This window comes from Gammaproteobacteria bacterium (genome assembly GCA_032250735.1).
In the GTDB taxonomy this organism is placed as follows: domain Bacteria; phylum Pseudomonadota; class Gammaproteobacteria; order SZUA-152; family SZUA-152; genus SZUA-152.
The window spans coordinates 51,541-77,855 of record JAVVEP010000010.1; the positions used below are offsets into that span (position 1 = coordinate 51,541).

General features: G+C 58.3%; 23 protein-coding genes. 3 read left to right on the plus strand and 20 right to left on the minus strand.

Annotation, left to right across the window (positions count from 1 at the left end; translation table 11 throughout):
• The first annotated feature begins 71 nt into the window (after positions 1-71).
• On the plus strand, positions 72-824 hold the full coding sequence (locus RRB22_07750; GenBank protein ID MDT8384293.1) for an MBL fold metallo-hydrolase: 753 nt from the start codon (positions 72-74) through the stop codon (positions 822-824).
• Positions 825-943: 119 nt separating this feature from the next.
• On the opposite strand, the gene RRB22_07755 is transcribed toward RRB22_07750, so the two are convergent.
• From RRB22_07755 to RRB22_07765, 3 genes are all read right to left on the minus strand, one after another.
• Complete coding sequence (locus tag RRB22_07755; GenBank protein ID MDT8384294.1) at positions 944-2,515, minus strand: c-type cytochrome; 1,572 nt, start codon at positions 2,513-2,515, stop codon at positions 944-946.
• A 336-nt stretch (positions 2,516-2,851) separates the two neighbouring features.
• Positions 2,852-3,418 carry a hypothetical protein gene (locus tag RRB22_07760; protein ID MDT8384295.1) on the minus strand — a complete coding sequence of 189 codons (567 nt, stop codon included), beginning with the start codon at positions 3,416-3,418 and terminating at the stop codon, positions 2,852-2,854.
• 77 nt (positions 3,419-3,495) lie between these two features.
• On the minus strand, positions 3,496-3,654 hold the full coding sequence (locus RRB22_07765) for a hypothetical protein (protein MDT8384296.1): 159 nt from the start codon (positions 3,652-3,654) through the stop codon (positions 3,496-3,498).
• A gap of 112 nt (positions 3,655-3,766) precedes the next feature.
• Here RRB22_07765 and RRB22_07770 point away from each other — a divergent pair, with 112 nt between their 5' ends.
• Positions 3,767-5,128, plus strand: a complete 1,362-nt coding sequence (locus tag RRB22_07770; protein MDT8384297.1) for a diguanylate cyclase — start codon at positions 3,767-3,769, stop codon at positions 5,126-5,128.
• Positions 5,129-5,161: 33 nt separating this feature from the next.
• Here the strand turns inward: RRB22_07770 and RRB22_07775 are convergent, their stop codons facing one another.
• Positions 5,162-6,037 carry a TusE/DsrC/DsvC family sulfur relay protein gene (locus RRB22_07775; GenBank protein MDT8384298.1) on the minus strand — a complete coding sequence of 292 codons (876 nt, stop codon included), beginning with the start codon at positions 6,035-6,037 and terminating at the stop codon, positions 5,162-5,164.
• 296 nt (positions 6,038-6,333) lie between these two features.
• Here RRB22_07775 and mscL point away from each other — a divergent pair, with 296 nt between their 5' ends.
• Complete coding sequence (mscL, locus tag RRB22_07780) at positions 6,334-6,789, plus strand: large-conductance mechanosensitive channel protein MscL (GenBank protein ID MDT8384299.1); 456 nt, start codon at positions 6,334-6,336, stop codon at positions 6,787-6,789.
• Between the two features lie 201 nt (positions 6,790-6,990).
• Here mscL and accA read toward each other — a convergent pair whose 3' ends face one another.
• From accA to frr, 16 genes are all read right to left on the minus strand, one after another.
• On the minus strand, positions 6,991-7,950 hold the full coding sequence (gene accA / locus RRB22_07785) for an acetyl-CoA carboxylase carboxyl transferase subunit alpha (GenBank protein MDT8384300.1): 960 nt from the start codon (positions 7,948-7,950) through the stop codon (positions 6,991-6,993).
• Between the two features lie 90 nt (positions 7,951-8,040).
• Complete coding sequence (dnaE, locus tag RRB22_07790; GenBank protein MDT8384301.1) at positions 8,041-11,496, minus strand: DNA polymerase III subunit alpha; 3,456 nt, start codon at positions 11,494-11,496, stop codon at positions 8,041-8,043.
• Positions 11,497-11,610: 114 nt separating this feature from the next.
• On the minus strand, positions 11,611-12,879 hold the full coding sequence (locus tag RRB22_07795) for an HD-GYP domain-containing protein (GenBank protein ID MDT8384302.1): 1,269 nt from the start codon (positions 12,877-12,879) through the stop codon (positions 11,611-11,613).
• 167 nt (positions 12,880-13,046) lie between these two features.
• Entirely contained in the window at positions 13,047-13,694 is a 648-nt protein-coding gene (gene can / locus RRB22_07800) for a carbonate dehydratase (GenBank protein ID MDT8384303.1), read from the minus strand.
• A gap of 90 nt (positions 13,695-13,784) precedes the next feature.
• Complete coding sequence (gene rnhB / locus RRB22_07805; GenBank protein MDT8384304.1) at positions 13,785-14,441, minus strand: ribonuclease HII; 657 nt, start codon at positions 14,439-14,441, stop codon at positions 13,785-13,787.
• A complete protein-coding gene (lpxB, locus tag RRB22_07810; GenBank protein ID MDT8384305.1) occupies positions 14,438-15,571 on the minus strand; it encodes a lipid-A-disaccharide synthase in 1,134 nt (377 codons plus the stop codon). The genes rnhB and lpxB overlap by 4 nt, the downstream gene beginning before the upstream one ends.
• Positions 15,572-15,576: 5 nt before the next feature.
• Positions 15,577-16,347 carry an acyl-ACP--UDP-N-acetylglucosamine O-acyltransferase gene (lpxA, locus tag RRB22_07815; GenBank protein MDT8384306.1) on the minus strand — a complete coding sequence of 257 codons (771 nt, stop codon included), beginning with the start codon at positions 16,345-16,347 and terminating at the stop codon, positions 15,577-15,579.
• A 141-nt stretch (positions 16,348-16,488) separates the two neighbouring features.
• Positions 16,489-16,932, minus strand: a complete 444-nt coding sequence (gene fabZ / locus RRB22_07820) for a 3-hydroxyacyl-ACP dehydratase FabZ (protein MDT8384307.1) — start codon at positions 16,930-16,932, stop codon at positions 16,489-16,491.
• 16 nt (positions 16,933-16,948) lie between these two features.
• Positions 16,949-18,010 carry a UDP-3-O-(3-hydroxymyristoyl)glucosamine N-acyltransferase gene (lpxD, locus tag RRB22_07825; GenBank protein MDT8384308.1) on the minus strand — a complete coding sequence of 354 codons (1,062 nt, stop codon included), beginning with the start codon at positions 18,008-18,010 and terminating at the stop codon, positions 16,949-16,951.
• Positions 18,011-18,020: 10 nt separating this feature from the next.
• The gene (locus tag RRB22_07830) at positions 18,021-18,557 is read right to left on the minus strand and encodes an OmpH family outer membrane protein (protein ID MDT8384309.1); all 537 of its coding nucleotides are present in this window, start codon (positions 18,555-18,557) and stop codon (positions 18,021-18,023) included.
• Positions 18,558-18,724: 167 nt separating this feature from the next.
• The gene (bamA, locus tag RRB22_07835; protein MDT8384310.1) at positions 18,725-21,007 is read right to left on the minus strand and encodes an outer membrane protein assembly factor BamA; all 2,283 of its coding nucleotides are present in this window, start codon (positions 21,005-21,007) and stop codon (positions 18,725-18,727) included.
• An 82-nt stretch (positions 21,008-21,089) separates the two neighbouring features.
• Positions 21,090-22,460, minus strand: coding sequence for an RIP metalloprotease RseP (gene rseP / locus RRB22_07840; protein MDT8384311.1), 1,371 nt, complete (start codon positions 22,458-22,460; stop codon positions 21,090-21,092).
• Positions 22,457-23,767 (minus strand): 1-deoxy-D-xylulose-5-phosphate reductoisomerase, encoded by a 1,311-nt coding sequence (gene ispC, locus RRB22_07845; protein MDT8384312.1) that lies wholly within the window; start codon positions 23,765-23,767, stop codon positions 22,457-22,459. The genes rseP and ispC overlap by 4 nt, the downstream gene beginning before the upstream one ends.
• Before the next feature lie 8 nt (positions 23,768-23,775).
• Positions 23,776-24,630 (minus strand): phosphatidate cytidylyltransferase, encoded by an 855-nt coding sequence (locus RRB22_07850; GenBank protein ID MDT8384313.1) that lies wholly within the window; start codon positions 24,628-24,630, stop codon positions 23,776-23,778.
• Positions 24,631-24,645: 15 nt separating this feature from the next.
• Positions 24,646-25,419, minus strand: coding sequence for an isoprenyl transferase (locus RRB22_07855; GenBank protein ID MDT8384314.1), 774 nt, complete (start codon positions 25,417-25,419; stop codon positions 24,646-24,648).
• Between the two features lie 334 nt (positions 25,420-25,753).
• Positions 25,754-26,311 carry a ribosome recycling factor gene (gene frr, locus RRB22_07860; protein MDT8384315.1) on the minus strand — a complete coding sequence of 186 codons (558 nt, stop codon included), beginning with the start codon at positions 26,309-26,311 and terminating at the stop codon, positions 25,754-25,756.
• Positions 26,312-26,315 lie beyond the last annotated feature (4 nt).

Consider the following 26,315-nt stretch of genomic DNA (forward strand, 5'->3'; position numbering starts at 1 on the left):
CATGAGAAGTCTACTGGCATCCGCCTGCTCACACGCTCACGGTGGATACCTGAAATCAGCGAGGAAGCAACATGATATTTCGTCAATTGATCGAACCCGATTCCAATACCTACACCTATTTACTGGCCTGTCCTGAAACCGGGCAGGCGCTGCTGATCGACCCGGTGCTCGACACCTTGCAGCGTGATCTTGATGTACTACAGCAACTGGGGCTCAGGCTCGCCTATAGCGTTGAGACCCACCATCATGCGGATCATCTGACCAGTGCAGGGATGTTGCGGGAACGGACGGGGTGCCAGGTCGTTTACCCATCGATTGAAAAACCCGACTGTGCCGACATCGGCGTCACGGAGGGTCAGGCATTTACGATGGGCTCGGTTGAGCTGACGCCCTTATTCACGCCCGGCCATACCTCCCATCACCACGCCTACCTGTTGGACACGGGTACGCACAAAATGGTCTTCAGCGGTGATGCGCTGCTGATTGAGGCCTGTGGACGGACCGATTTCCAGTCCGGCGATGCGGCCATGCTGTATCACAGCATCCATGAAAAATTATTTATTCTGCCCGGCGAGACACTGGTATATCCCGCACATGATTATGAGGGCCGATGTGTTTCCAGTATCGCCCAAGAGAAAATACGCAATCCTCGCCTGGGCGGTGAGAAAAGCCTGCAGGAATTCGTCAGCATTATGCAGGGCCTGGACCTGCCCTACCCGCGCAAGATCGATTTCGCCGTGCCGGGCAATGAACAATGCGGCAAATGCCCACCGAATGTGCCGGATGAATACAGGGGACCGTGCGAACCGCATGAGCAGGGCTGAGAGCCTGGTGTCTTGCGCACACGGCCCAATGCCCTTCCAGTGCAGCGCTTACCAAAAAATAATCACCATAAAGATAGAGCGCAGGATTTTACGGCACGATAGATATGGGGCATCCTCCGTCAGTGCGCTGTTGCCGGAGACAGGCCTCTTTCCTCCTTGGCGGGATTTTTGTCGGCATCGGCCTTCGCCTTTTTGTCTAGCAACTTCTCAAGCGCTTCGGGCGTGCGACCGTAAAGACAATTCTCGTTATGGTGCTTGTCGCGGGTGTGCTCAACGCTTTGTACAAAACGCGGGTCCCCCGGGCGATCATGACTGTTCACAAATAGCGCCACATCCCAGGCCTCCTGATCGGTCAATGATCCACCTAAACCATACGGCATGTTGGCCTTGATAAAACCGGCGGCAGTGTTGATGCGATGCATACCGGCACCCCAGTTGAATGAATCCTTTCCCCACAGCGGCGGGAAGGCATATCCATTCTCAGTCGGGGTCCCCTGCCCGTCAGCCCCATGACATATCACGCAGCTGTTCGTATACACCGCCTCACCACGTTTCATGTCGGGCGTTTGGGGTGGTTGCGCCAGATTGAGAAAACCCTGACCGGGTAAGCGGGTTCCGGTCGGGGCACCGCTGGCGAGCCAGTAGTGATAGGTCACCAGTGCCGTCATTTCCTTGCTGTCCACCGGCGGCGCCTTTCCATCCATGCTGAACTGGAAGCACCCCTGGATACGGGTCTGAATGGTATCGACCTGCTGGGTCTTCGAGCGATAGGCAGGATAGATGACATAAGCTGCCCACAACGGGGCCGAATAGGGTTTACGGCCATTATTGAGGTGGCAATTGGCGCAGTTCAGTCCATTGCCGACAAAGGCACTGGCATGTTGTTGGGTATTGATGAAGATGCTTTTACCCAGCAGTACGGTATTGCCGAATTCATTGTCCGGAATTTCGCTTTCCGGTGGCGGTACAAACTTGACGGCTGATGTTGGCCGGCTCTCCTCTTTACTCGACACCTTTTTACTCGGCACCTTGCTCTGAAAGGCGCCGATATCGGCCGGTTCGGCACCCGTACGCGTCGTCAGGTACTGGGCGACGGCCTGCATGTCTTCGTCGCCAAGACTGTCAGACAATGCCTTCATCAGGCTCTGTGGATCATTGCGGCGCAGACCGCTTCTCCAGGCCTTCAACTGGGTGACAATATACGTGGCGTGCTGTCCGACAATCGGGGGGAATGCCGGTTCAACGCCCACCCCACCATTCACATGACACTTGAAACACGGCGGTATGTCTTGCTCCCAGTCACCATTTCTTGCCAGTTCCTCACCACGCGCAAGGACGGCGGGATCCGCATCAGATGACGGTATTTTGGTGCGCGGCAAGCTCGCGTAATAGGCTGCGGCCGATGCGGCATCCTCGCTACTCAAGGCCTTGGCGATGGATGCCATGATCGGATTAGCGCGCGTACCCACCTTGAAGTCGGCGATCTGTTTGATGAAATAGGCCTGCGGCAAATGTGCCAGCGCCGGAAAACCGGCCAGCGGGTTACCCGCACCATCGACGCCATGGCAGGTAATGCAGGCCGTCGCGGCCCCGCTGCCCTGTGTGACGATGGCCGGCGGAGCGCCCACTGCTGTGGAGATGGCCGCAGCCATTAGGCTGAGCAGGAATAATACCGTCCTGATTGGTCGCATTATCTGTCTCTCCATAAGGTATTGGACGCATTTCCATGGCATAGCAATTTAAGATTGCTCGCCCCGTCCTAAGCGACTATAGACCAAAACCCTGCAACTGCCCGCAGACCATCGCCGTTTCCTGACCGGCCCGGTTTTCACTTCCCCACAGTGGAGCCTGACATGCAATCGTGATAGTGATCCCGCCAAAGACGCAGATGATCACCCGTTAAAAACGTACAAATATTTATCGAGTTATATCGCCAGAGTGCGCATGGAGGTTAGCAAGCATAAAAAAGGCCACATGATGTGGCCTCCTGTAAACACGACAATGGTGGCGGTGCACCATAGGCCGGATTAGTTCATACCATTGAAGTTTCTGAACTGCGCCATCAATGCCGTTGGCTTTTCCTTTTTGTTACTTTTGTTCAGCACATAGATCACGGTTTCACCTTTGGGGCCGGAACCGATGTCTGAAAAACGCAGGGCGGCCTCGCCGGTGTCGCGAACCATTTTCATGTCTGCGTAGGAGCTGAAGACAAAGATGCGGCCTTCGGCGCGCATCTCGCCGTAAAAATTCGCCGGGGTACGCTTACCTTCATAGATGTCGATGGCAGGAATACCCGAGGTTTTCTTTTTGTCCGCAGCCGGCAAGCCAAACACCAGGGTCTCTCCTTTGGGGCCGGCGCCGATGCGGGTCAGGCGGAACGAGGTCTCACCCAGCTGGAGAAACTCGTCGTAGGTGTGTTTATCGTAAAAAATATTGATGCGGCCATCTGCATGGACTTCCAGAATCTGCTCAACCGATTGTGGTGTCGCCGCTGTCTGCGCCGCCGGCGGGTTCGTGGCACAGGCGGTCGTCGCCATACTGATCAGCATTAAACCGAGCAGACCTGCACGGCTGACGTGTGTCGTCTTTTTCATCGTCCTCTCCTATAAGAATCAAAATATACCGACGAAAAGGTTACATACCCTACATGACAAATTTGTGACATCCGTAGCTATCCCTTGGCAAAGTACAACGATACAGGCCAGGCGGTGATACCGGCCACGCATTGTTTACCGCCGTGCAGGCCATTTACCCGATATTTCATGCGGTATTTCCATTGCGTATCCCAACGGTAAAGCGAGGCTATTTTTGCGTTATTGGCCTGAGTCATGCGACACTTTGCGGCTTATTTGTTGTGACTGGCGCAGCGGTTCAGGAGGCCTTCCGGAGGCCGTGAGAGGCTGCGCCGGTGTATCTGGGATAGCAGGCACGATGGTCAAACTATGAACGAAAATCCGCATTCTCCACCCAATGATTTTATGGATCTGCTGCTGGATGCTGTCTGCATGGTTGATCGTGACGGTTATTTCCGCTATGTCAGCGCGGCCAGTGAGCGCATTTTCGGCTATCTGCCGGAGGAGATGGTCGACCGGTCCGTGATGGACTTTGTCCATCCCGGGGACCGGCAAAAGACACTACAGGCCATCTATGACATTCTGGAGGGAGAGCCTAAGCCCTATTTCGAAAATCGTTATGTGCGCAAGGATGGCAAGATCGCCCATATCATGTGGTCTGCCCACTGGTCGGAGTCACAACAGCTGCGCGTGGCGGTGGCCCGTGACGTCACCGAACGCCGGCATGCGGAACTGATGCAGGCGGCGCTATACGCCATCGCCGAGGCGGCTATCGCGCCGGGTGATTTGCAAACCCTGTTTCAACGCATTCACAACGTGGTCAACGATCTGTTGCTGGGCACGAATTTCGCCGTAGCGCTCTATGACCCGGAAAAGGATGAGCTCAGCTTCCCCTATTATGCGGACCAGTATCGCGTGGCACCGGCACCGCACAGGCTAAAGTCGGACATCCTGATTTCCCAGGTGATTCTCACCGGTCAGGCATTGCTGCTGACACCGGACAGCGCCGCCTCGGTGCTGTCGCAATTGGAGGTGGTGGCAAATCCGGTTGCACTGAACTGGCTCGGGGTTCCACTGGAATCTGCCGGTCGCGTTTTAGGCGCGCTTGTCGTGCAGAGCTATGCTGACGATGTATGTTTTACCGAAGAAGACCGGGAACTGTTGCTGTTTATTGCGGCCCAGCTTGCGGCGGCTATTGAGCGAAAGAGACTGCATTCCCGCCTGGAATACATGGCACAACATGATCAGTTAACCGACCTGCCTAACCGCATGTTGTTTCTGGACCATCTGCACAAGGCATTATCCAGGGCTCAACGGGAGCAGACCCGGCTGGCCGTTTTGTATCTGGACCTGGATCACTTCAAGCAGGTGAATGACACCTATGGACATACCGTGGGCGATCATCTGCTACAGGAGGTGGCGGGTCGCCTGCTGCGCTGCGTCCGTAAATCGGATACCGTAGGACGTCTTGGGGGGGACGAATTTATCATCCTGCTGGATGGCATAAAGCAGCCTGAGGACGCCAACATGGTCGCCGAAAAAATCCTTGCCAGTCTGTCTGCACCCTATGCACAGGACACGCTGACATTGCAGATCATTCCCAGCATCGGTGTCGCCATTTTTCCGGAGAACGGCGAGGACGGTGATCAGCTGATCCGCTACGCGGATAACGCGATGTATCAGGAAAAAAGCAACCATCGGCAACATAAAAAAGAAGCCCGTTCTATCTAATCGCACTACACTACTCGAACTACACTAATCGCACTACAGATAGGCCTTTGCCTCCTCGCCCGGATCGGGCAGGCCGGCGATGCGCCAGGCCTTGATCCCCTCGTTATTGAAATGCCGTTCGATGCAATAAACATCGTCCTGATGCGCGGACTTACAGAGGTGATGAAAGTCGGGCACATTCCGATGCTGTTGATAGTGTTCCCGCAGGGCAAAGATGATTTGCCATTGCGCCTCCGACAGCTCGTCTAGCCCTTCCTGTTTTGCCAGCCCCAGCGCCAGGTGTTCGTCCCAGTTCTCCGGGCTCAGCAGAAAACCCCCTTCATCCCGTTTGAGACCCGACAGATGCTTGCGTGGATTGACTGTTGCGGACGACGCCACCTGAGGGCCCTGTGGCGGTGGGTACTGCAGGCTGTTTTCAATGGCATCGCAAAAGGCATCGAGATCCGCGGGCTTACGCGAGGTGATCAGATTGCCGTCGATCACCACCGCCTGATCGATCCACACGGCACCGGCATTCACCAGGTCCGTTTTCACCGAGGCCCAGGAGGTTAGTGTCCTGCCCCGGACAACGCCCGCCTCGATCAACAACTGTGGTCCGTGACAGATGGCGGCGATGGGTTTTCCCGCGTCGGAAAATCCTCGCACCAGGGAGACTACGTCGGGGTTGGTGCGTAAGTGGTCGGGGCTATGTCCGCCCGGGATCACGAGCAAGGCGTAATCGTCCGCGGAGACGGCGCGCGCCGAGAAATCGATCCGGGCAACACTTTGGTCGCGCTTGCCCTTAATCGCGGCCCCGGCCTCGGTGCCGATGATATCCACAATATAACCGGCCTCTTGCAGCCGCTCATAGGGAATCTGAAATTCCGAGTCTTCAAAGCCTTCGCCGACAATGATTGCTACCGCTGACATGGAAACTCCTGAGAAATCGTGGACGCTGATACCAGAGGATTAAAAAATATCCGCGCCTCGAATGCATTGCGATTTCACAATGACGAAGGCCCGCGGTTTTTTCACAGGCGCTCGGGGCGCGGACAGGCGACCCGGCAAATGCTATCGCCCTGACCTGTCGCACGCTGCCTTGACAATCAATCAATCCCGGCAAATGATCCAAGGATATCTGCACGACCGTTTTTACCCGTAGTCGTTTCTGATAACGGGGCTTATTTCCTCTTTAATCTTATGTCTTTGCACAGGGAGAACCGGGCATGTTTAAGGAATTCAAGGAATTTGCCATGCGTGGCAACGTGGTGGATATGGCGGTGGGCATCATCATCGGCGGCGCATTTGGCACCATCGTCAAGAGTCTGGTGTCCGATATGATGATGCCGCCACTGGGCCTGTTACTGGGCGGGGTGGATTTTTCCGATCTCTTTATCACTCTCAAGCAAGGCGCGATCGCCGGCCCGTATCCGACCCTGGTCGCGGCCCAGGCCGCCGGTGCGGTGACTATCAGTTATGGCCTGTTTATCAATTCGGTCATCAGTTTCCTGATCGTGGCCTTTGCCGTGTTCCTGCTCATCAAGGGCATTAACAGAATGCAGCGCGAGAAAGAGGCGCCGCCCGTCACGCCGACCACCAAGGACTGTCCCTTTTGCGCCACGCCGATCCCCCTCAAGGCGCTACGCTGCCCGCATTGCACCTCTGAACTGGCGGGCACCTGACGCGGCGGCCTGGTGCGAGGTATCAAACCGGCAGACAAGCGTCGCTCTCGCACATCCGTGTGCTTCGTGACATAAGGCCATCCCTGGCCAAAAAAAAAAGGGCTCCAGCTTCGGAGCCCTTTCTTGTAACTGCGTTCTTGATAAACGTTTTGTTAAGAAATCAGAGACAAACACAATCCCTGCTGCGCCTGTGAGCAGGCGCTATCGCTCTTCAAAGTTGCCGTATTGCATCAGTCGCTTGTAACGATTGTCCAACAGCTTATCCAGCGACATGCTTTCCAGTACGTCCAGGTTTTCACACAAGGTATTCTTGAGATTGAGCGCGACGGCGTCGACATCCCGGTGCGCACCGCCCAGCGGCTCTTTGACAATCTGGTCGATCAGCCCCAGCTCCTTGAGTCGCTCGGAGGTGATGCCCATGGCGACGGCAGCCTCGGCGGCCTTTTCCGCATTCTTCCACAGAATAGAGGAACAGCCCTCGGGCGAGATCACCGAGTAGGTGCCGTATTGCAGCATCAACACGCGGTCCCCCACCCCAATGGCCAACGCGCCACCGGAGCCACCCTCGCCAATCACGGTGCAGATGATCGGCGTCTTGAGCTGCGACATCACAAACAGGTTGCGGGCGATGGCCTCGGACTGGCCACGCTCCTCGGCATCGATACCGGGATAGGCGCCGGGGGTGTCGATGAAGGTGAGAATCGGCATCCTGAAACGCTCGGCCAGCTCCATCAGTCGACGGGCCTTGCGATAACCCTCGGGACGCGGCATGGCGAAATTGCGTTTGAGCTTTTCGGTGGTGTCGCGGCCCTTCTGCTGGCCCATTACCATCACCGGTTTTCCGTCCAGTCGCGCCACGCCGCCAATGATGGCCGGGTCATCCGCAAAGGAGCGATCACCGTGTAATTCCTGGAAGTCGGTAAAGATGCGCTCGATGTAGTCCAGGGTGTAGGGGCGTTGCGGATGCCGCGACATCTGCGAGATCTGCCAGGGATTGAGATTGGAAAAGATCGACTCGGTCAGCTCCCGGCTCTTACTCTGCAAGCGGGAGATCTCGTCGGAGATGTTGATCTCGCTGTCGTTGCCCACATAGCGCAGCTCTTCGATCTTGGCCTCAAGCTCGGCGATGGGTTGTTCAAATTCGAGAAAATTCAGGTTCATAGGCGTTCAGAGTAAAGATAAAATGGGAAAGATAAAAGTGTCTGGCATTCTACCCTTTTCTCTTTACCCTTTCCTCTTTTCTCTGCCGTTTTAATACTCTACCCGCACCTGACCCCGGCCGGCGAGGTCGTCCAGCCGGCGGATCAGTTCGTCGGTCGGGCGTACCCGCCAGCCGGCACCCAGCTGGATCTGGGCGCTGGCATCGGCGCACAGATAATCGACCCGCACCGGGCAGTGGCCTTCGCGATAGGGGCCGAGCACCTCCGCCAGCTCACGGATAAAGCCGTTGGCGGCCTTGTTCTGATCCACTTTCAGCACCAGCTGGCGGGCGAAGGCCTCGCGGGCGTGATCGATGTCATAGATCTTGTTGGCGCTCATCTTCAGGCCGCCGGTGTAGTCGTCCGTCGTTACCTGGCCTTCCACCACCAGCAGGCGGTCTTTGGCGATCAGGTCACGATAGTGGTTGTAGGTCTCGGAAAACACCCCCAGTTCGAGGCGGCCGGTGCGGTCGTCGAGGGTGATGAAGGCGATGCGGTCGCCGCGTTTGGTGTTCATGGTGCGCATCGCCACCACCAGGCCGGCGACGGTGATGGTCTGGTCGCTCTTGGGGTTGAGCTCGGCGATGCGCATGGAGACAAACTGGCGTATCTCGTGTTCGTAGCGGTCGATGGGGTGTCCGGTGAGGTACAGGCCGAGGGTCTCTTTTTCACCGTTGAGGCGCTGCTCATCGTCCCAGTCCCTGGCCAAAATGAACTGCCCCGCCTCCTCTTCCGCCTGCGGCTGGGCGACGCCGAACATGTCATCCTGGCCGCTGGCGAGATTCTTGTGGTGCTGCTCGGCACGCTGCACGGCGGATTCCAGGGTGGCCATCAGGGTGGCGCGATTAGGGCCCAGATCATCCATGGCGCCGCAGCGGATCAGGCCTTCCAGGGTGCGTTTGTTGGCCTTTTTGAGGTCGACGCGCTGGCAGAAATCAAACAGGTCCCGGAACGGGCCGTCCTGCGCACGGCTGATGATGATGCCCTCGATAGCCCCCTCGCCCACCCCCTTGACGGCGCCGAGGCCGTAGAAGATGGCCCGGTCATCCTTCACCGTAAACTTGTAGTGACAGGCGTTGACGTTGGGTGACACCACCTCCAGCTTCATCTCGCGGGCGTCTTCGATGAGCGTCACCACCTTGTCGGTGTTGTCCATGTCCGCCGACATCACCGCCGCCATAAAGGCCGCCGGGTAATGCGTCTTGAGCCAGGCGGTCTGATACGAGACCAGCGCATAAGCGGCCGAGTGGGACTTGTTAAAGCCGTAACCGGCGAACTTCTCCATCAGGTCGAAGATGTAGGTGGCGGTCTTTTCCTCGACGCCACGCTCCAGAGCGCCTTTGGTGAACAGTTCGCGCTGCTTGGCCATCTCCTCGGGCTTTTTCTTGCCCATGGCGCGGCGCAGCATATCGGCACCGCCCAGGGTGTAGCCGGCCAGCACCTGGGCGATCTGCATCACCTGTTCCTGATACAGAATGACGCCGTAGGTGGGTTTGAGAATCCCCTCGATCTTCGGATGCGGGTACTGCGCCGCCTTCTTGCCGTGTTTGACGTTGATAAAGTCATCCACCATGCCCGAGCCCAGCGGGCCGGGACGGAACAGCGCCACCAGGGCGATGATTTCCTCGAAGGCATCCGGCTGCAGGCGCTTGATGAGATCCTTCATGCCGCGAGATTCCAGCTGGAACACCGCGGTGGTATTGCAGGCCTTGAGCAGCGCGTAACTGGCGGGATCATCCAGCGGGATGGTCTCGATGTCCGGACGGGCGTCTTTGCCCTTCTGTTTCTCGATATTGTCCAGCGCCCAGTCGATGATGGTCAGGGTGCGCAGACCCAGAAAGTCGAACTTGACCAGGCCCACCGCCTCGACGTCGTCCTTGTCGAACTGACTGACCACGTTGGCGCCGCCCTCTTCGCAGTACAGGGGGCAGAAATCGGTCAGCTTGGTGGGCGCGATGACCACACCGCCGGCGTGCTTGCCGGCGTTGCGTTTGAGGCCCTCCAGCGACTTGGCCATGTCGATGAGGGTGGCCACCTCCTCGTCCTGCTCGTAGAGCTCACGCAGGGTCTCCTCCTGCTCCATGGCCTGGTCGAGGGTGATACCCACCTCGAAGGGGATCATCTTGGAGATGCGGTCCACGAAGCCGTAGGGGTGCCCGAACACGCGGCCCACGTCGCGTACCACGGCCTTGGCGGCCATGGAGCCGTAGGTGATGATCTGCGAGACCTTTTCACGGCCGTAATGCTGGGCCACGTAGTCGATGACGCGGTCGCGGCCCTCCATGCAGAAGTCGACGTCAAAGTCGGGCATGGAGACACGTTCGGGGTTGAGGAAACGTTCGAACAGCAGGTCGTATTCCAGCGGGTCAAGATCGGTGATGGTCAGGGCATAGGCCACCAGCGAACCGGCGCCGGAACCACGCCCCGGCCCCACCGGCACGCCGTTGTTTTTGGCCCAGCGGATAAAGTCGGCAACGATCAGAAAGTAGCCGGGGAAACCCATCTCGATGATGACGTCGAGTTCGGTCTCCAGGCGTTCGTCGTAGGGCCGGCGGATCTCGGCGAAGTCGGGCGCGCTGCGGTCGAACAGCTTGTCGAAGCGGGCCTCCAGGCCCTTGCGGGATTCCTGGCGGAAATACTCCGCCTCGGTGAGCCCCGCAGGGATAGGGAAATCGGGCAGGAAGTTCTTGCCCAGGGTCAGCCCGACGTTACAGCGCTTGGCGATCTCGACGGTGTTTCCCAGCGCCTCGGGGATGTCGGAAAACAGCTCGGCCATCTCCTCGGGCGAACGCAGGTACTGCTGCTCCGTGTAATGCTTGGGACGACGGGGATCGTCCAGGGTGCGGCCATCGTGAATGCAGACCCGCGCCTCGTGGGCTTCGAAATCTCCGGCCTTGAGAAAGCGCACGTCGTTGGTGGCCACCACCGGCAGATCCGCCGACTGCGCCAGGGCCACGGCGGCGTGCAGGTAATCCTCTTCCTCGGGGCGTCCGGTGCGTTGCAGCTCCAGGTAGTAGCGATCGGGAAACAGCCGCTGCCAGCGCTGCAGACAGGTCTGCAGGCGGGCGCGATCCTCGGCCAGCAGGGCCCGGCCCACATCCCCCTCGCGGCCGCCGGACAGGGCGATCAGGCCCGCGCTGTGTCCGTCCAGCCAGGCGCTGTCGAGGATGGGAATGCCGCGGTGCTGGCCCTCGGTATAGCTGCGGGAGACCAGTTCGGTGAGATTGCGATACCCCTGATTGGTCTCGCACAGCAGGGTGAAGCGAAACGGCTGGGTGGGTTCGTCCTCATTGGCCAGCCACAGGTCGACGCCAATAATGGGCTTGATGCCCTGGGCCATGGCTGCCCGATAGAACTTGACCATCGCAAACAGGTTGCTCTGGTCGGTCACCGCCACCGCCGGCATGCCCTTTTTGGCCACGGCCTTGGCCAGGGGTTTGATGCGTACCACTCCATCCACCAGCGAATATTCTGTGTGCAGGCGTAGGTGAACGAAGCCGAATGTCATCCGGCGATTTTCCGGTGTAGTGGGGGAAGTTTCAAGACTTGACAGGCCACTTAATGGCCGATGATTTGCCGATAGCGGCAAACCCGCGAATAAACCCAAACACGGCCCGGATTGCTACAGCTCCAGTCGGGAGATCTGCTGTTTGGAATAACTCAGTTCCTCCTCCAGGATGGTCTTCAGCTCAATGCCCAGCGAACCCGGCTCCAGTACCTCGACAATGGACAGTGCCTGACCGGACTGTTCCCACACTGCGTTGGAGAGATTAATCAGCCGACGCGGCAGGTAGGCCTTGCCCTTCGCGTCCATCGCCAGCAACACGATGGGTTTGATGCGGTGATCCGCATCGGTGGCGACCACCACGCCAACGGCATTGGTATTCAGTCGCACCACACTGCCGATGGGGTAGATGCCCAGGCACTTGATGAATTTTTCCAGTAGCGTGACGTCGTAATTTCCGGCCGACCATTTGAACAGGTTCTCCAGCGCCAGGGCCGGAGCGATACCGTCATGGTAGCAGCGGTCGGAGGTGATGGCGTCATACACGTCCACGATACTGGAGATGCGCGTCAGCAGCGGGATCTCCTCCCCCGCCATGCCGCTGGGGTAGCCCTTGCCATCCAGGCGCTCATGGTGGTGCAGCACAATATGCAGGCTATCTTTATCCAGGTTATGGTCGTCCATCAGCATGGCATGGCCATGAGTTGGGTGCCCCATCATGATGGCGAACTCTTCCCTGGTCAGCCGTCCCGGCTTATTGAGCACGGCATCCGGCACCTGCATCTTGCCGATATCGTGCAACAGGGCGCCCATGCCCAGACGATGCAGCTGCGGGTCATCCAGCCCCAGCTCACGACCAAAGGTGAGGGCCAGGATGCAGACGTTGATGCAATGGGTCGCGGTGTATTCGTCCCGGCTGCGCAGATGGGTCAGCCAGATCAGGGCGTCCGGATTGGTGATCACCTGATCCGCGAGCTCGGTGACCAGCTCGCGCGCCCTCTGGGTATCGACACTCTCGCCCAGCCGACAGTCCTCCAGCATGGTATCAATCCAGCCCCGGGCGTCCTTATAGACAACGTGGGCCCTGGCCAGCGACTGGCGAAAGGCCATTTCAGAGAAGGGGGCGGCCTTTTTGGCCTTTTTGGGCGGCTTCTGGCCGACACTGCCGGGGCGGACGGGCCGAAACCCCGACATCACGCCGGGTTTTGAGCGTTCAGCATCGACATACACATATTCACAAACGGATCTTAACTCATTGATATCCTGTTCATTATTCAAGATAAAGCCCTGAAACAGGAAGCTCGTCTCCAGCCAGGGCCGGTCCAGTTCCGCGACATACATACCCAGCTGCAGGTCACTGGTATAAACCACAATTTTATCTACCACGAGGTCCATCTCTTGAAATGGGAACACCCATACTTTATCGGATGGCGCAGGAATGCCTTGATGATTTAACCCTATATTAAGAGAGTGAAAATGCCGCTTGCTGTTGTGCTCCTGGCCGAGGTGGCCCGGAACGGCCGGGAAGCGCAGGCGCCACCGGCCCGCCCGCTTTACTCGACGGGCATCGGCCCCATGCGATAGGTTTCCGGGAGCTTCTCCGGGGCGTCAATCATGATGCCCAGGTCATTCAGCAGCCCGTCCCGCAGGCCATACACCCAGCCATGCACCGCCAGCGCCTGCCCGCGCTGCCAGGCATTCTGCACGATGGTGGTATAACAGACATTAGCGACCTGTTCGAGGACGTTGATCTCACAGACACGGGCCTTGCGTTGCTGCTCATTGGCGATACCGTCAACCTCAAGCTTGTGTTTCTGGTAGATATCCTTGATGTGCCGCAGCCAGTTATCAATCAATCCGTGCTGGGTGTTTTCCATGGCGGCATGTACCCCGCCGCAGCCATAATGCCCGCAGACGATGATGTGCTTCACCTTCAGGATGTCCACGGCGTACTGGATCACCGACAGGCAGTTCATGTCGGTATGCACCACGACATTGCCGACATTACGGTGCACAAAGACCTCACCCGGATCCAGGCCGATGATCTCGTTGGCCGGCACCCGGCTGTCCGCGCAGCCGATCCACAGGTACTCCGGGCGCTGGTGGGTGGAGAGACGCTGGAAATAATGCGCGTCATCCGCGGTTTCATTCGCGGCCCATTGGGTATTGTTGTCGAGTAAATGTTGTAGTGGGTGCGTCATCGTCTTCACCTGGCACTTGTTGTCGTTCTTTACATAGGCCTGTCTGCAGGCCTTACATCGCAAGGTCAGCCCGAGGCATTAACCCCTAATCTATTGGCCATCATCCAATAATCGGCGCACGGGTGCAAAAGAGCGCCGGTGAATCGGGGTCACACCCAGTTCCTGCAAGGCCGCCACATGCGCCTGGGTGGGATATCCCTTGTGGCCCGCCAGCCCATAACCGGGATATTGCGCATCCAGCACCACCATCTCACGATCGCGGGTGACCTTGGCAATAATCGAGGCGGCACTGATCACTGGCACCGTGCCATCGCCCTTGATGATGGCCTCCGCACTACAGGCAAACACGGGGCAGCGATTGCCGTCGACCAGCACATGGTGTGGCGCAGGCGCCAACGCAGCCACCGCCCGCTGCATCGCTAGCAGGGTCGCCTGCAGAATATTCAGCGCATCGATTTCCTCGACCTCGGCACGGCCGATGGCCCAGGCCAGGGCCTTGTGCTGAATCTCATCAAACAGGGCCTCGCGACGTTTTTCCGTCAGGACCTTGGAATCGGCCAGCCCGGCAATCGGCCGCGCAGGATCAAGGATCACCGCCGCCGTCACCACCGGACCCGCCAGTGGTCCACGCCCTACTTCATCCACTCCCGCGATGTAATGTGGTGGTTCGGCCGTAAAGGCAAAATCGATTTGCTGGGTCATAATGATGTGTCTACTTAGCGTTTTATTTTGTGGCCATCGGCTCAGGAGGAGATCAGCGCCAGCACCGCATCCGCGGCGTGCTGACTGGCATCCTGTCGCAGGCTTTGGTGGATTTCGTTAAAACGTTGATTGACGGCCTCACTCAGCTGCGCGTTTTCAAGAAAATTCAGCACCGCCTGACCCAGGCGCTCCGGTGTCGCCTCATGCTGGATGAATTCAGGCACCAGCGTTTCGTTGGCCAACAGATTGGGCAGTGATACATTCTCGACCTTCACCAGCCACCGGGCCAGCCAATAGGTGAGTGGCGACAGTCGATAGGCCACCACCATAGGCCGCTTCAACAACATGGCCTCCAGTGCCGCAGTGCCGGAGGCCAGCAGCACCACGTCAGCGGCCGCCATCACCTCGCGTGACTGTCCATCGATCAGGGTCATCTCCGGCGCATCGGTGGCCTGCGCCATGGCCTGTTCAAACTGTGCGCGGCGCACCTCATTAGCCAGCGGGACGACGACCTGCAGTGCCGGATAACGCTGGCGCAACCAACGCACGGTCTCGATAAAACTGGGGGCAAGATAGTGTAATTCGTTGGATCGACTGCCGGGCAGCATCGCCAGAATGGTGCGCTCCATCGACAGACCCAGGGCCTTGCGTGCGGTGGACCTGTCGACCTGCAGGGGGATGGTGTCGGCCAGCGGATGGCCCACAAATTTCACCGGTACCTGATGCTGGCGATAGAACTCGGCCTCAAACGGAAACAGCGTCAGCATCAGGTCCGTCGATCGGGCGATCTTCTTGACCCGGCCCTGGCGCCAGGCCCACACCGAGGGACTGACATAGTGCACGGTCTTGATCCCCGCCTGACGCAACTGTTTTTCCAGGCCCAGGGTGAAGTCGGGGGCATCGACGCCAATAAAGACATCGGGGGGATGTTTGCGAAAGTGGTTGGCCAGTTGCCGACGGATACCCAACAATTCGCGATAGCGGCCCAGCACCTCAACAATGCCCATCACCGACAGGCGGTCCATGGGAAACAGGCTGCTCGCGCCGGCGGCCATCATCTGTGGCCCGGCAATACCTTCGAATACGGCATCGGGATAGCGTTGTCTGATGGCGCTGATCAGGCCCGCCGCCAATAAATCGCCCGAGGCCTCGCCGGCGACGATTCCGATACGCATGCGGGCTAGCGCACGATCCCGCGAGTGCTACCTTTCAGAAAAGTCAGCAATTGATCCACTTCCTTACAGGACTGGGCCTTGACCTCGATCTGCTCCACTGCCTGCTCCAGGGTCAGATTGGATCGATAGATGATTTTATAGGCACGACGCAGTTCGCGAATCGCCTCGCTGGAAAAACCACGCCGCTTGAGGCCCTCGGTATTGAGGCCGTGTGGTTTGGCCATGTGACCGGAGACCATCAGAAACGGCAGTACATCTTTCGAGATCACACTATTCATCGCGGTGAAACAGTGTGCGCCGAGTTTGCAGAACTGGTGCACCAGGGTGAAGCCGCCAAGGATGACGTAATCTTCGATGGTGACATGTCCCGCCAGGGTGACGCTATTGGCGAAGATGGTGTTGCTGCCGATCTGGCAATCGTGGGCGATATGTACCGTGGCCATGATCCAGTTGTCATCACCAATGCGGGTAACACCGGCATCCTGCACGGTACCGCGGCTGATGGTGCAATATTCACGAATCACATTGCGATCACCAATCTCCAGACGGGTCGGCTCACCGGCGTATTTTTTATCCTGCGGGTCGCCACCGATGGCGGCGAAGGAATAGATTTTGTTATCGCGACCAATGCGGGTGGGGCCATCAATCACCACGTGTGAACCGATCGTGGTACCTTCCCCAATCTCGACATCCGCCCCGATCACCGCGAAGGGGCCGACGCTGACACCATCGGCGATACGGGCACTGGGATCAATTATGGCCTGGGGGTGGATCAAGGATCACTTTCCTCTCACGATACTTTTTTAAACAATGCTGCTTTCTTTAACGACGCTGGCTGAGGGTAGATGTCTTGCACGTCTACTCTCATCGACAACCATAAAAAGATCCCGCCACTGGCGTGAGCCTGTCCGCTGGTTTTAGATGCTGCGCTCAGCACACATCAGTTCGGCAGAGCAGACGATGTTGCCATCCACCTTCGCAACACCGTTAAATTTCCAGACACCCCGCTTGGTCTTAACGAGATCGACCTCCAGCACCAGCTTGTCACCCGGCACCACCGGTTGTTTGAAACGCGCACCATCAATACCGACGAAATAATACAGTGACTCGTTATCCGGCACTTTTCCGCTGGTACGAAAAGCGAGAATGCCGGTGGCCTGCGCCAGGGCCTCCAGAATCAGCACGCCGGGCATCACCGCACGATTGGGGAAATGGCCCATGAAGTAGGGTTCATTGTAGGTGATATTTTTATACCCGATCAGGCTTTCACCCACCTTGCATTCGGTCACCCGGTCAATCAACAGGAAGGGGTAGCGGTGGGGAAGATGTTCCAGGATCTGGTAAATATCCAGCGTGTTCATCGATGAATCTAGCGGCTTACTCATTATTTTTCTTTTCACCCAAGTGTTCAATAGCGCCCATTTGTTTTTCCAGCATTTTCAACCGGCGCGACATGTCATCCAGCTGTTTTAAGCGGACAAAGTTACGGTGCCACTGCGCATTTTTTTCCAACGGGGTACCGGATGAATACACGCCCGCCTCCAGAACCGACTGGCTGACATGCGACATCCCTGTGATCGTGACATTATCCGCGATCTCGAGGTGGCCGACAATGCCCACACAGCCCCCAATTGCACAGCCTTTGCCGATGCGGGTGCTGCCGGCCACCGCCGTACAGGCCGCGATCGCCGTGTGGTCGCCAATCTGGACGTTGTGGCCCACCTGTATCAGGTTATCCAGCTTTACCCCGGTGCCGATCACCGTGTCATCAATAGCACCACGGTCGATCGTGGTATTGGCGCCCACCTCCACATCATCACCCAGCACCACCTTGCCGACCTGCGGCACCTTGACCCAGCGCCCCTTGTCATTGGCCAGGCCAAAGCCATCGGCGCCAATCACCACGCCGGGGTGCAGAATCACGCGCCGACCGATCTGCGAACCGTGACAGAGGGTGACATTGGCCGACAGACGCGTCTGTTCGGCGATCTGCACATTTCTGCCCAGCACGCAGCCCGGCCCAATGCGACAGTCCGCACCGACCACCACCCCGGCCTCAACCACACAGTGGGCGCCAATGGAGGCGGTTGGGTGTATCCGGGATTGCGGATCAATCGTGGCCGTGGGATGGATGCCTGCGGGACTATCCTCCTGCGCATACAACCAGCCCGCCACATGGGCAAAAGCCACATGCGGGTTATCGACCACAATGGCGTGCATGGGTAACTGCTCCCGCTCGGATTCCCGTACCAGCACCGCGGAGGCGGCGCAGTCCAGCAGACACTTTTTATAACGGGGATTGGCGAGAAAGGTGATCGCGCCCTTCGCGGCGTGGGTGAACGCGGCGACCGATTCAATCGGGCAATCTTCATCCCCTTCAAGACGCGCCGGGATGCCCTGCTCGTTAAGCCTATCGACGATTGCCTTCAGGGTTAACACGCGCGGTGCTTTATGGCTTGGTGGATGGCTTGAATTCCTGCTTCAGGCGATCAACCACCTTGCTGGTCATATCAACGCGCTCATTCGCATAAACCACGCCATCGCTGACCACCAGGTCATAGTTTTCCTTTTTCGAGATATCGGTAATCACCTCGAACACGCGGCGTCGCAATATATCAAAGGCCTCGTTGCGGCGAATATTCAGGTCTTCCCGGAACTCCTCCTGCGAGCGTTTCAGATCACGCTTCTGCGAAATGATGTCCCGCTCCAGCTTACGACGCTCGGACTCGCTCATGATCGCGCCGTCACGGGTAAGTTTTTCTTCCATATTTCGCACCGCCTGCTGCGCCTTCACCAGGGCCTGGTCGCGGGGGGCGAATTCCTGTTCCAGACGGTTGCGGGCGTCATCGGCCTGCGGCGCCTGTTCCAGCACCTGGGCGGCATTCACAAAGCCGATCTTCAGCTCAGCGGCCTGCGCCCCAAGTGTGGCAAAACACAATGACATTCCCATAAACGCTGTTGCCAGACGGTTAGTCCACATTTTCATGCTGATTCCCATGGTTGCGGTACACAAAGTTGCTGTACATAAAGTTGCTGTAACACTGGTGCCAAGATTACCCCGAACAGGCCCAGGATGACACAAAACCGGGGCCGGTCCGGCAATGATGCCACGAAAAACCCCGGCTTCACCAGTGGCGCCTGGCGCCGTCGCGGCTAGAAAGGCGCACCGATGGAGAACTGGAAGACCTCCGTCTCGTCACCCGCCTTGGCATTGATCGCCCAGCCCCAGTTAAAGGTCAGGGCCCCTACCGGCGTCAGCCAGATGGCGGACAGACCGTAGGCGGAGCGCAATTCCTTGCTATCAACATCCTCGCTGGTGGCAAAAACATTACCGGCATCAACGAAGGCGCTCAGGCGGAAGTTGCGCTCCGACTCGGCAAAGGGCGAAGGAAAGAACAGTTCCAGCTGGGTAATGATCTTGGTGTTGCCACCAATGGGCTCATCGGTGAGTGTGTCCCGTGGCCCCAGGCTATTGCCCCGGAAACCGCGCACAGAGCGCCCGCCACCGGCATAATAATTTTTGTAAAACGGCAATGCCGAGGTATCACCATAGGCGTCACCGTAACCCAACTCCGCGCCGAGTGACAGGGAGGTGCCCTTACCCATCGGCACATAATATTTCTGGCGCACGCTCAGTTTGTAATATTCCAGATCGCCACCCGGCAAGGCGACTTCGGCCGACAGCAGGCTGAAATAACCGCTGTCCGGGAAGATGGCCCGGTTACGGGTATCGTGCGACCAGCTCACCGTGCTCGAGAAGGTATCAAAGTTATCACCGTTCTCCGCCACCCACTCGGAGTAGGAGATCGGCGCCGTCGTCGTATTGATCTGCAGGTCCGTGTTTTCATAACCCAGACTCCAGGAGGCGCGATTGTATTCACTGATGGGGAACCCAAAATTCATGCTCGCGCCATAGGAATCCGTCGAATAATCGGCGAGATTGGCCTCTGCGGCATCGGTCGACTGCGAGTGCAGGCTAAATCCGCGGCTGATGCCGTCCTGAGTGTAATAGGGATTGGTATAACTGAAACGATAGACAGTATTCACTTTACTGTTATTCACTTCGGTGCTGATACGCTTACCCGAACCCATGAAGTTGTTAAACGTCACACTCATGTTAAACAACAGGCCCTGGGTGTCACCATAACCAAGACCCGCCGTGAAGTTACCGGTTGAACCCTCGGTCACATCAAAGTTCAGATCCACCTGATCGCTGGCGCCCACAACCGCAGGCGACTCCACGTTCACCGTGTCAAAATATCCCAGTTTCTGCAGGCGTATCTTGGAACGTTCAACCAGCGGTGACGACAACCAGCCACCCTCCATCTGTCGCACCTCGCGACGCACCACGTCGTCACGCGTCTTGGTATTGCCGGTAATATTGATCCGTCGCACATAGACCCGGTTGCGCGGGTTAATGACGAAATTGATGGCGATAGTGCGATCCTCATCATTGATATCCGGCACCGCATTCACATTCGCAAAGGCATAGCCATCAATCCCGAGACGCTCGCTGATCTTATTGCTGCTTTCCGCGATATTGCGCCGGGAAAAAATATCGCCGGCCTTTACGGTGAGCAACTGACGAAGCTCCTCTTCAGGCACCGGCATATCACCACTGAGTTTGACGTCACGTACGGTATATTGCTCGCCTTCCGTCACATTCACGCTGATGTAAACATCGCGCTTATCCGGGGTAATGGAGACCTGGGTCGATTCGATATTGAAATGCAGATAGCCTCGATCCAGATAATAGGAACGCAAACTTTCCAGATCACCCAGCATCTGCTGCTTGGAATAGGTGCCGCTACCGGAAATGCCCGACCACATCGTCGGGGTGGACAGCTCGAAGCTGTCCAGCAGGGTCTGTTCGTCAAATTTCTGCACGCCGATAATATTGATGAGCCTGATTTTTGCCGCATCGCCCTCGTCAATATCAATGGTGATCTCAACCCGGTTGCGCTCCAGCTCGGTCAGTTTGGTCTCAATCTTTACGCCATACTTGCCGAGGCTGAAATACTGCTGATGCAATTCCTGTTCAATCTGGTCCAGCAAGGAACGGTTGAAGATACGGCCTTCGGTAAGGCCGATGGTTTTCAACGCGGTATTCAGGTCTTCCGTATTCAGATCTTCATTGCCGAACACGTCAATTTTGGCAATCGAGGGACGCTCTTCTACATGCACCACCAGCACACTGTCCTCGCGCGTTAACTGCACATCCTCGAAAAATCCGGTCTTGTACAGCGCCTTGATGATCGCGCTGGCCCTGGCATCATCCAGGGTCTCTCCAACCTTTATGGGCAGATAGTTGAATGTGGTGCCCAGTGAGATGCGTTGCAGTCCCTGCACCTGGATATCCTGTACCACAAAGCTCTCAAAGGCCCAGGCGTTTACCGACAGCAGCAGCGACAGCGCAATTGCCAGCAGGCATTGCATTCTTGTTATTCGAGACACTAAACCCAAAATCACACCCCTACGACCCGGCAAACCCTGATCAGCTCATATCCAGCGGACTTCATCAAGAGTTAGCCAATAAACGCATGACGTCGTTGTATAACGCCAGACTCATTAAAACCAATAAAAACGCAATGCCGAGCTGTTGCAGCCTTAACTGCAACGCATCAGAGACAGGGCTGCCCTTCACCATTTCCACCAGGTAATACATCAGGTGCCCGCCATCCAGCATCGGTACCGGCAACAGATTCAGGACACCCAGGCTGATACTGACCACCGCCAGAAAATACAGAAAGGCGGTGAAACCAACGCTCGCCGTATAACCCGCATAGGTGGCGATGGTGATGGGACCGCTGAGATTTTTGACCGACACCTCCCCGACGATCATCTTACCGATCATGCGCAGGGTAAGCACGGACATCTGCCAGGTTTTGGCGGCCGCCACCGTCAGGGATTCGAACACGGGATATTCTTCACGGGCCAACAGCTCGGGTGGCAGAGGTCCGGCCGGTGCAGGTGCGGCCCCGATACGGCCGATATCGCCGCTGTCGGTTGGGCGGCGTTCGGTGGTGACCGTGATGGTCTGCACTACGCCGTCACGCTCGATCTCAAACTCGATGGCCTGGCCGGGATTGGCGCGCACCAGCTCCACCACCGCCATCCAGTCACCCATGGGCTGGCTATTGGCGCGCAGGATATGATCCCCCGCCTTCAGCCCCGCCGCCTGTGCCGGCCCGTCAGCGGATAATTCACCCAGCACCGCCGGCAGCACCGGCCGGACAGGCGCAATCCCCAGATGGCTCAGCAGCTGCTTCTGTTTGATCTCGTTGGAAATGTCGGCCACCGGGATGCGCAGGGTGTGGGTCTCGCCACTGGCGCCCTGCACCTGAAAGCTCACCTCATCGGAATTGAGCGCGGCATCCAGTAGATTGAACCGCGCCACGCCCCAGGTGGGTGTGTTGCGGCCGTTGATGTCGATGATGCGGTCACCCGCCCGAAATCCGGCAAGCGCCGCGGCGGACTGCGGGGTGACCTCACCGACGATGGGCGCCACGCCCGGCACGCCGATGAGATACATCATCCATAGCGCCAGGATCGCAAAAATGAAATTGAACAGCGGGCCCGCCGCGACAATCGCGAAACGTCGCCACACCGATTGGCGATTAAAGGCGCGATGCCGTTCCGACTCGGCGACCTCGCCCTCGCGTTCGTCCAGCATCTTGACGTAGCCGCCCAGGGGAAAGGCCGCCAGTACATATTCCGTCTGATCCGGCCCGTATTTTCGCAGCCACAGCGGTTTGCCAAAACCCACCGAGAAACGCAGCACCTTGACGCCCAGTTTGCGGGCCGTCCAGAAATGCCCGAACTCATGGAAGGCGATAAGCAGCCCCAGGGTCACCAGCAGGGCCAGGGCCGAGGTGATAAAGCCGCTCATTTCGCCTGCCCCGCCAGATTCGCCTGCGCGGTCGCTTTGACCAGCCGATCTGCCATCTCACGCGCCGCCTGGTCCGCCGCCAGCACCACCTCCAGCGAACGGACGGGCTGGGTTTCTATCGCGGCCATGGTCTGGGCGATAATCGTGGGGATGTCGGTAAAGCCGATCTCTGCGTCCAGAAAACTTTGCACGGCAATCTCATTCGCGGCATTCATAATCGCCGGGGTGGTACCGCCGGTCCTGGCCGCGCGATAGGCCAGCGACAGACACGGGAAGCGCTGCAGGTCCGGGCGTTCAAAATTCAGTTGGGCCACCGCAAACAGATCCAGCGCATCCACCCCGGAGCTGATGCGTTGCGGCCAGGCCATGGCATGGGCGATGGGGGTGCGCATGTCCGGATTGCCGAGCTGTGCCAGTACCGAACCATCGTCATACGCCACCATGGAGTGAATCACGCTTTCCGGATGAATCACCACCTCGATGTTATCCGCCGTGGTATTAAACAACCAGCACGCCTCGATGACCTCCAGCCCCTTGTTCATCATGGTGGCGGAGTCCACCGAAATCTTGCGCCCCATTTTCCATTTCGGGTGCGCACAGGCCTGCTCAGGTGTGACTTTTTCCAGTTGGGCGGGATCGGTGGTGCGGAAGGGGCCGCCCGAGGCGGTTAACAGAATGCGTTTAATCCCCAGCGTACTCAACGAATTGCTGGCCACATGCTTCGACTGGGCACAGGCATAGTCCGCCGGCATGCTCTGAAAGATGGCATTGTGTTCGCTGTCGATGGGCAACAGCTCGGCGCCGTTGTCGCGCACCGCGTCCAGCAGGATCTGACCCGACATCACCAGCGCCTCTTTATTCGCCAGCAGGATGCGCTTGCCGGCCTGGGCCGCCGCCAGCGTGGGCCGCAGCCCGGCAGCACCGACGATGGCCGCCATCACCTGTTGCACCTGCGTCAGTGCCGCGACCGTCTCCAGGCCGTCCACACCGCTCAGGACGATGGTATCCAGACCGGCATCACGCAATTTTTGCCGGGCCTGTTCGGCGCACCCGGCGTCAACCATCACTACATATTCCGGGGCAAAGGCGATGGCCTGTTCCACCAGTCGATCCACCTGGCGATGCGCGGTCAGGGCCACGACGCGATAGCGTTGCGGATGCCGGGCGATGACGTCCAGGGTGCTCAGGCCGATGGAACCGGTGGCGCCGAGGATAGTGACGCCGATGGGCCCACAGGGAATGGATCTGCTGGGCGTGCCGTCCAGCTGCACAGCGGCTTTCCCGGTAGTGTTCATAGTGGCGCTCATACTGGAGTTCATAGCAAAGAGATGCCGGCGCCGGTGAGGCCTGTGAACCCACCCAGCCAATAACCCACCACAAACACCGGCGCCGCCGCGGTCACACTGTCGATGCGATCCAGCACCCCGCCGTGGCCGGGCAGCAGCGTGCCGCTATCCTTAATCCCTGCATGGCGTTTAAACATACTTTCAGTGAGATCCCCCAGCACGGAAAACAAAACCGTGATCAGTGACAGGACCACAAACAACGGCCACTGGTTCCCGGGAAGTTCAAGCAGCTGCGCCGCGCCCAGCGCATAGGCCAGGCTCAGGAGCGCGCCACTGGCCACGCCCTCCCAGGTTTTTCCCGGGCTGACCGCCGGTGCCAGCTTATGCCGACCCCAGGCCCGGCCGCCGAAATAGGCACCGGAATCGGCCACCCAGATCAGGCTCAGCAGATACAGGACCAGCAGCGGGCCCTGCGCGCCACTCTCGTGCAGGGCGATCACCGCCAGCCAGGTGGGGACCAGCACGATCAGACCGATGAGGGACTGCGCCACCGATGAGGACCAGCGCGCCGCGGAATTCGGAAAATGCAGCACGAAGGCAATGGCCAGCAGCCACCAGAACAGGCTCAATACCGGCAACGCCATCCAGTTGGCGGCCGCGTCACGCAGCATCCACCATGCGCCCGCCAGGCTGGCCGCCACCACCAGGGTATACAGGCCCCGCTGCGCTACAGAGCGCATTTTCATCAGGCCGCTCCACTCCCAGCCGCCCTGGATCACAAACAGGGCCAGTACCAGGGCAAGGTAGTCGGTGGGTAAACGCAGAATGCCCCATACCACCAAAGGCACCAGAATCGCGGCGGTGAGCAGGCGCTGTTTCAGCATAATGGTGTCGGCATGTCAGGCACCCTTTTCCTGTTCGACCTGCTTGCCGGTACGACCAAAGCGTCGCTGCCGCGCGGCAAAGGAATCCAGCGCCGCCTGCAGTGCCGCCTCGTCGAAGTCCGGCCACAGGGTGTCGGTGAAGTACAGCTCGGTATAGGCCAGCTGCCAGAGCAGGAAATTACTGATGCGACTTTCGCCGCCGGTGCGGATGAACAGATCGGGCTCGGGCAGCTCGTGCAAACACACACACTCGGCCAGCAGCTCCGGCGTCACCTCTGCCACCTCCAGCTCGCCGTCCTTCACCCGTTGCGCCAGTTGCTGGGCCGCCTGGGCGATATCCCAGCGCCCCCCGTAATTGGCGGCCACCACTACGGTGAGGCCGGTATTGTCCTTGGTCAGCGCCTCGGCGCTGGCAATGCGCTTTTGCAGCGGCTGGCTGAAACGGTCAATGCCGCCAATCACCCGCAGCCGCACATTATTTTTGTGCAGGCGCTTCACCTCCCGCCCCAGCGCCGTCATGAACAGCTCCATCAGCAGTCCCACTTCCTGCTTGGGGCGACGCCAGTTTTCACTACTGAAGGCAAACAGTGTCAGCACCTCAATGCCCTGTCTGGCACAGCCGCTGACAACGCCACGCACCGCTTCGACGCCGGCGCGGTGTCCCATAATACGCGGCTGATTGCGTTTTTCGGCCCAGCGCCCATTGCCGTCCATGATCATGGCGACATGGCGGGGAATCCTGGCTTGATCAGCGGGTGTGCGCTCAGCCGTGCTCGTATCGTCCGCCATCACGAATCTCCCGCACCGGCTAGCCGGGGCTGATTCACGGGTTTCAACAAGAGACGGTAAGCGGCTGACACAGGAGTTTCAATTTCGATATACAGGAATAGTGGGAAACGGTGATGGTGAGGTCGTCTGCTCAGGCCATGAACACGGATAGTGGGCCCAGCGCGCCCGGTTTTTTCGTGGCGTAGCCTCGCAATAGCCGGCAATTAACTGCATGTTGCGCCTCGAATGTGAACATCGTGAACCTCAATATTTTTCGCCCGAACGCAATTTGCGTAACTCTGGGAATCTGTCTGTATGGCTCCAGGTATTAACAAGGCGCATGACACAACCGCCCTTACACCTCCAGCAAATCTTTTTCTTTGATCTCCAGCATCGCGTCAACTTCGGCCGTCCGCTTGTCGGTGAGCTTCTGTATTGCCGCCTCTGCCTGATGCTCCTGATCTTCGGAGATCTGTTTTTCTTTCAGCAGATCCTTGAAGTCGCCAATGGCATCGCGACGAATATTGCGAATCGCCACCTTGGTTTGCTCGCCTTCACCACGCACCACCTTGATCATGTCACGGCGACGCTCTTCGGTCAGCGCGGGCAGCGGCACACGAATCACCGTGCCGGAGGTGGCCGGATTCAGGCCCAGATTCGAGGTCATGATGGCTTTTTCCACCGCCTGCACCATGTTCTTTTCCCATGGCGTCACCGTCAGCATACGCGCGTCGCCAACACTGACTGTCGCCACCTGATTGAGCGCCGTCTCCGTGCCGTAATAATCCACCGTGATGTGATCCAGCAGACTGGTGTGCGCGCGACCGGTACGCAGCTTGGTCAATTCAGTTTTCAGGGTCTCGATGCTTTTACCCATTCGGGCATCGGCGTCTTTAAGAATGTCATCGATCATGGAT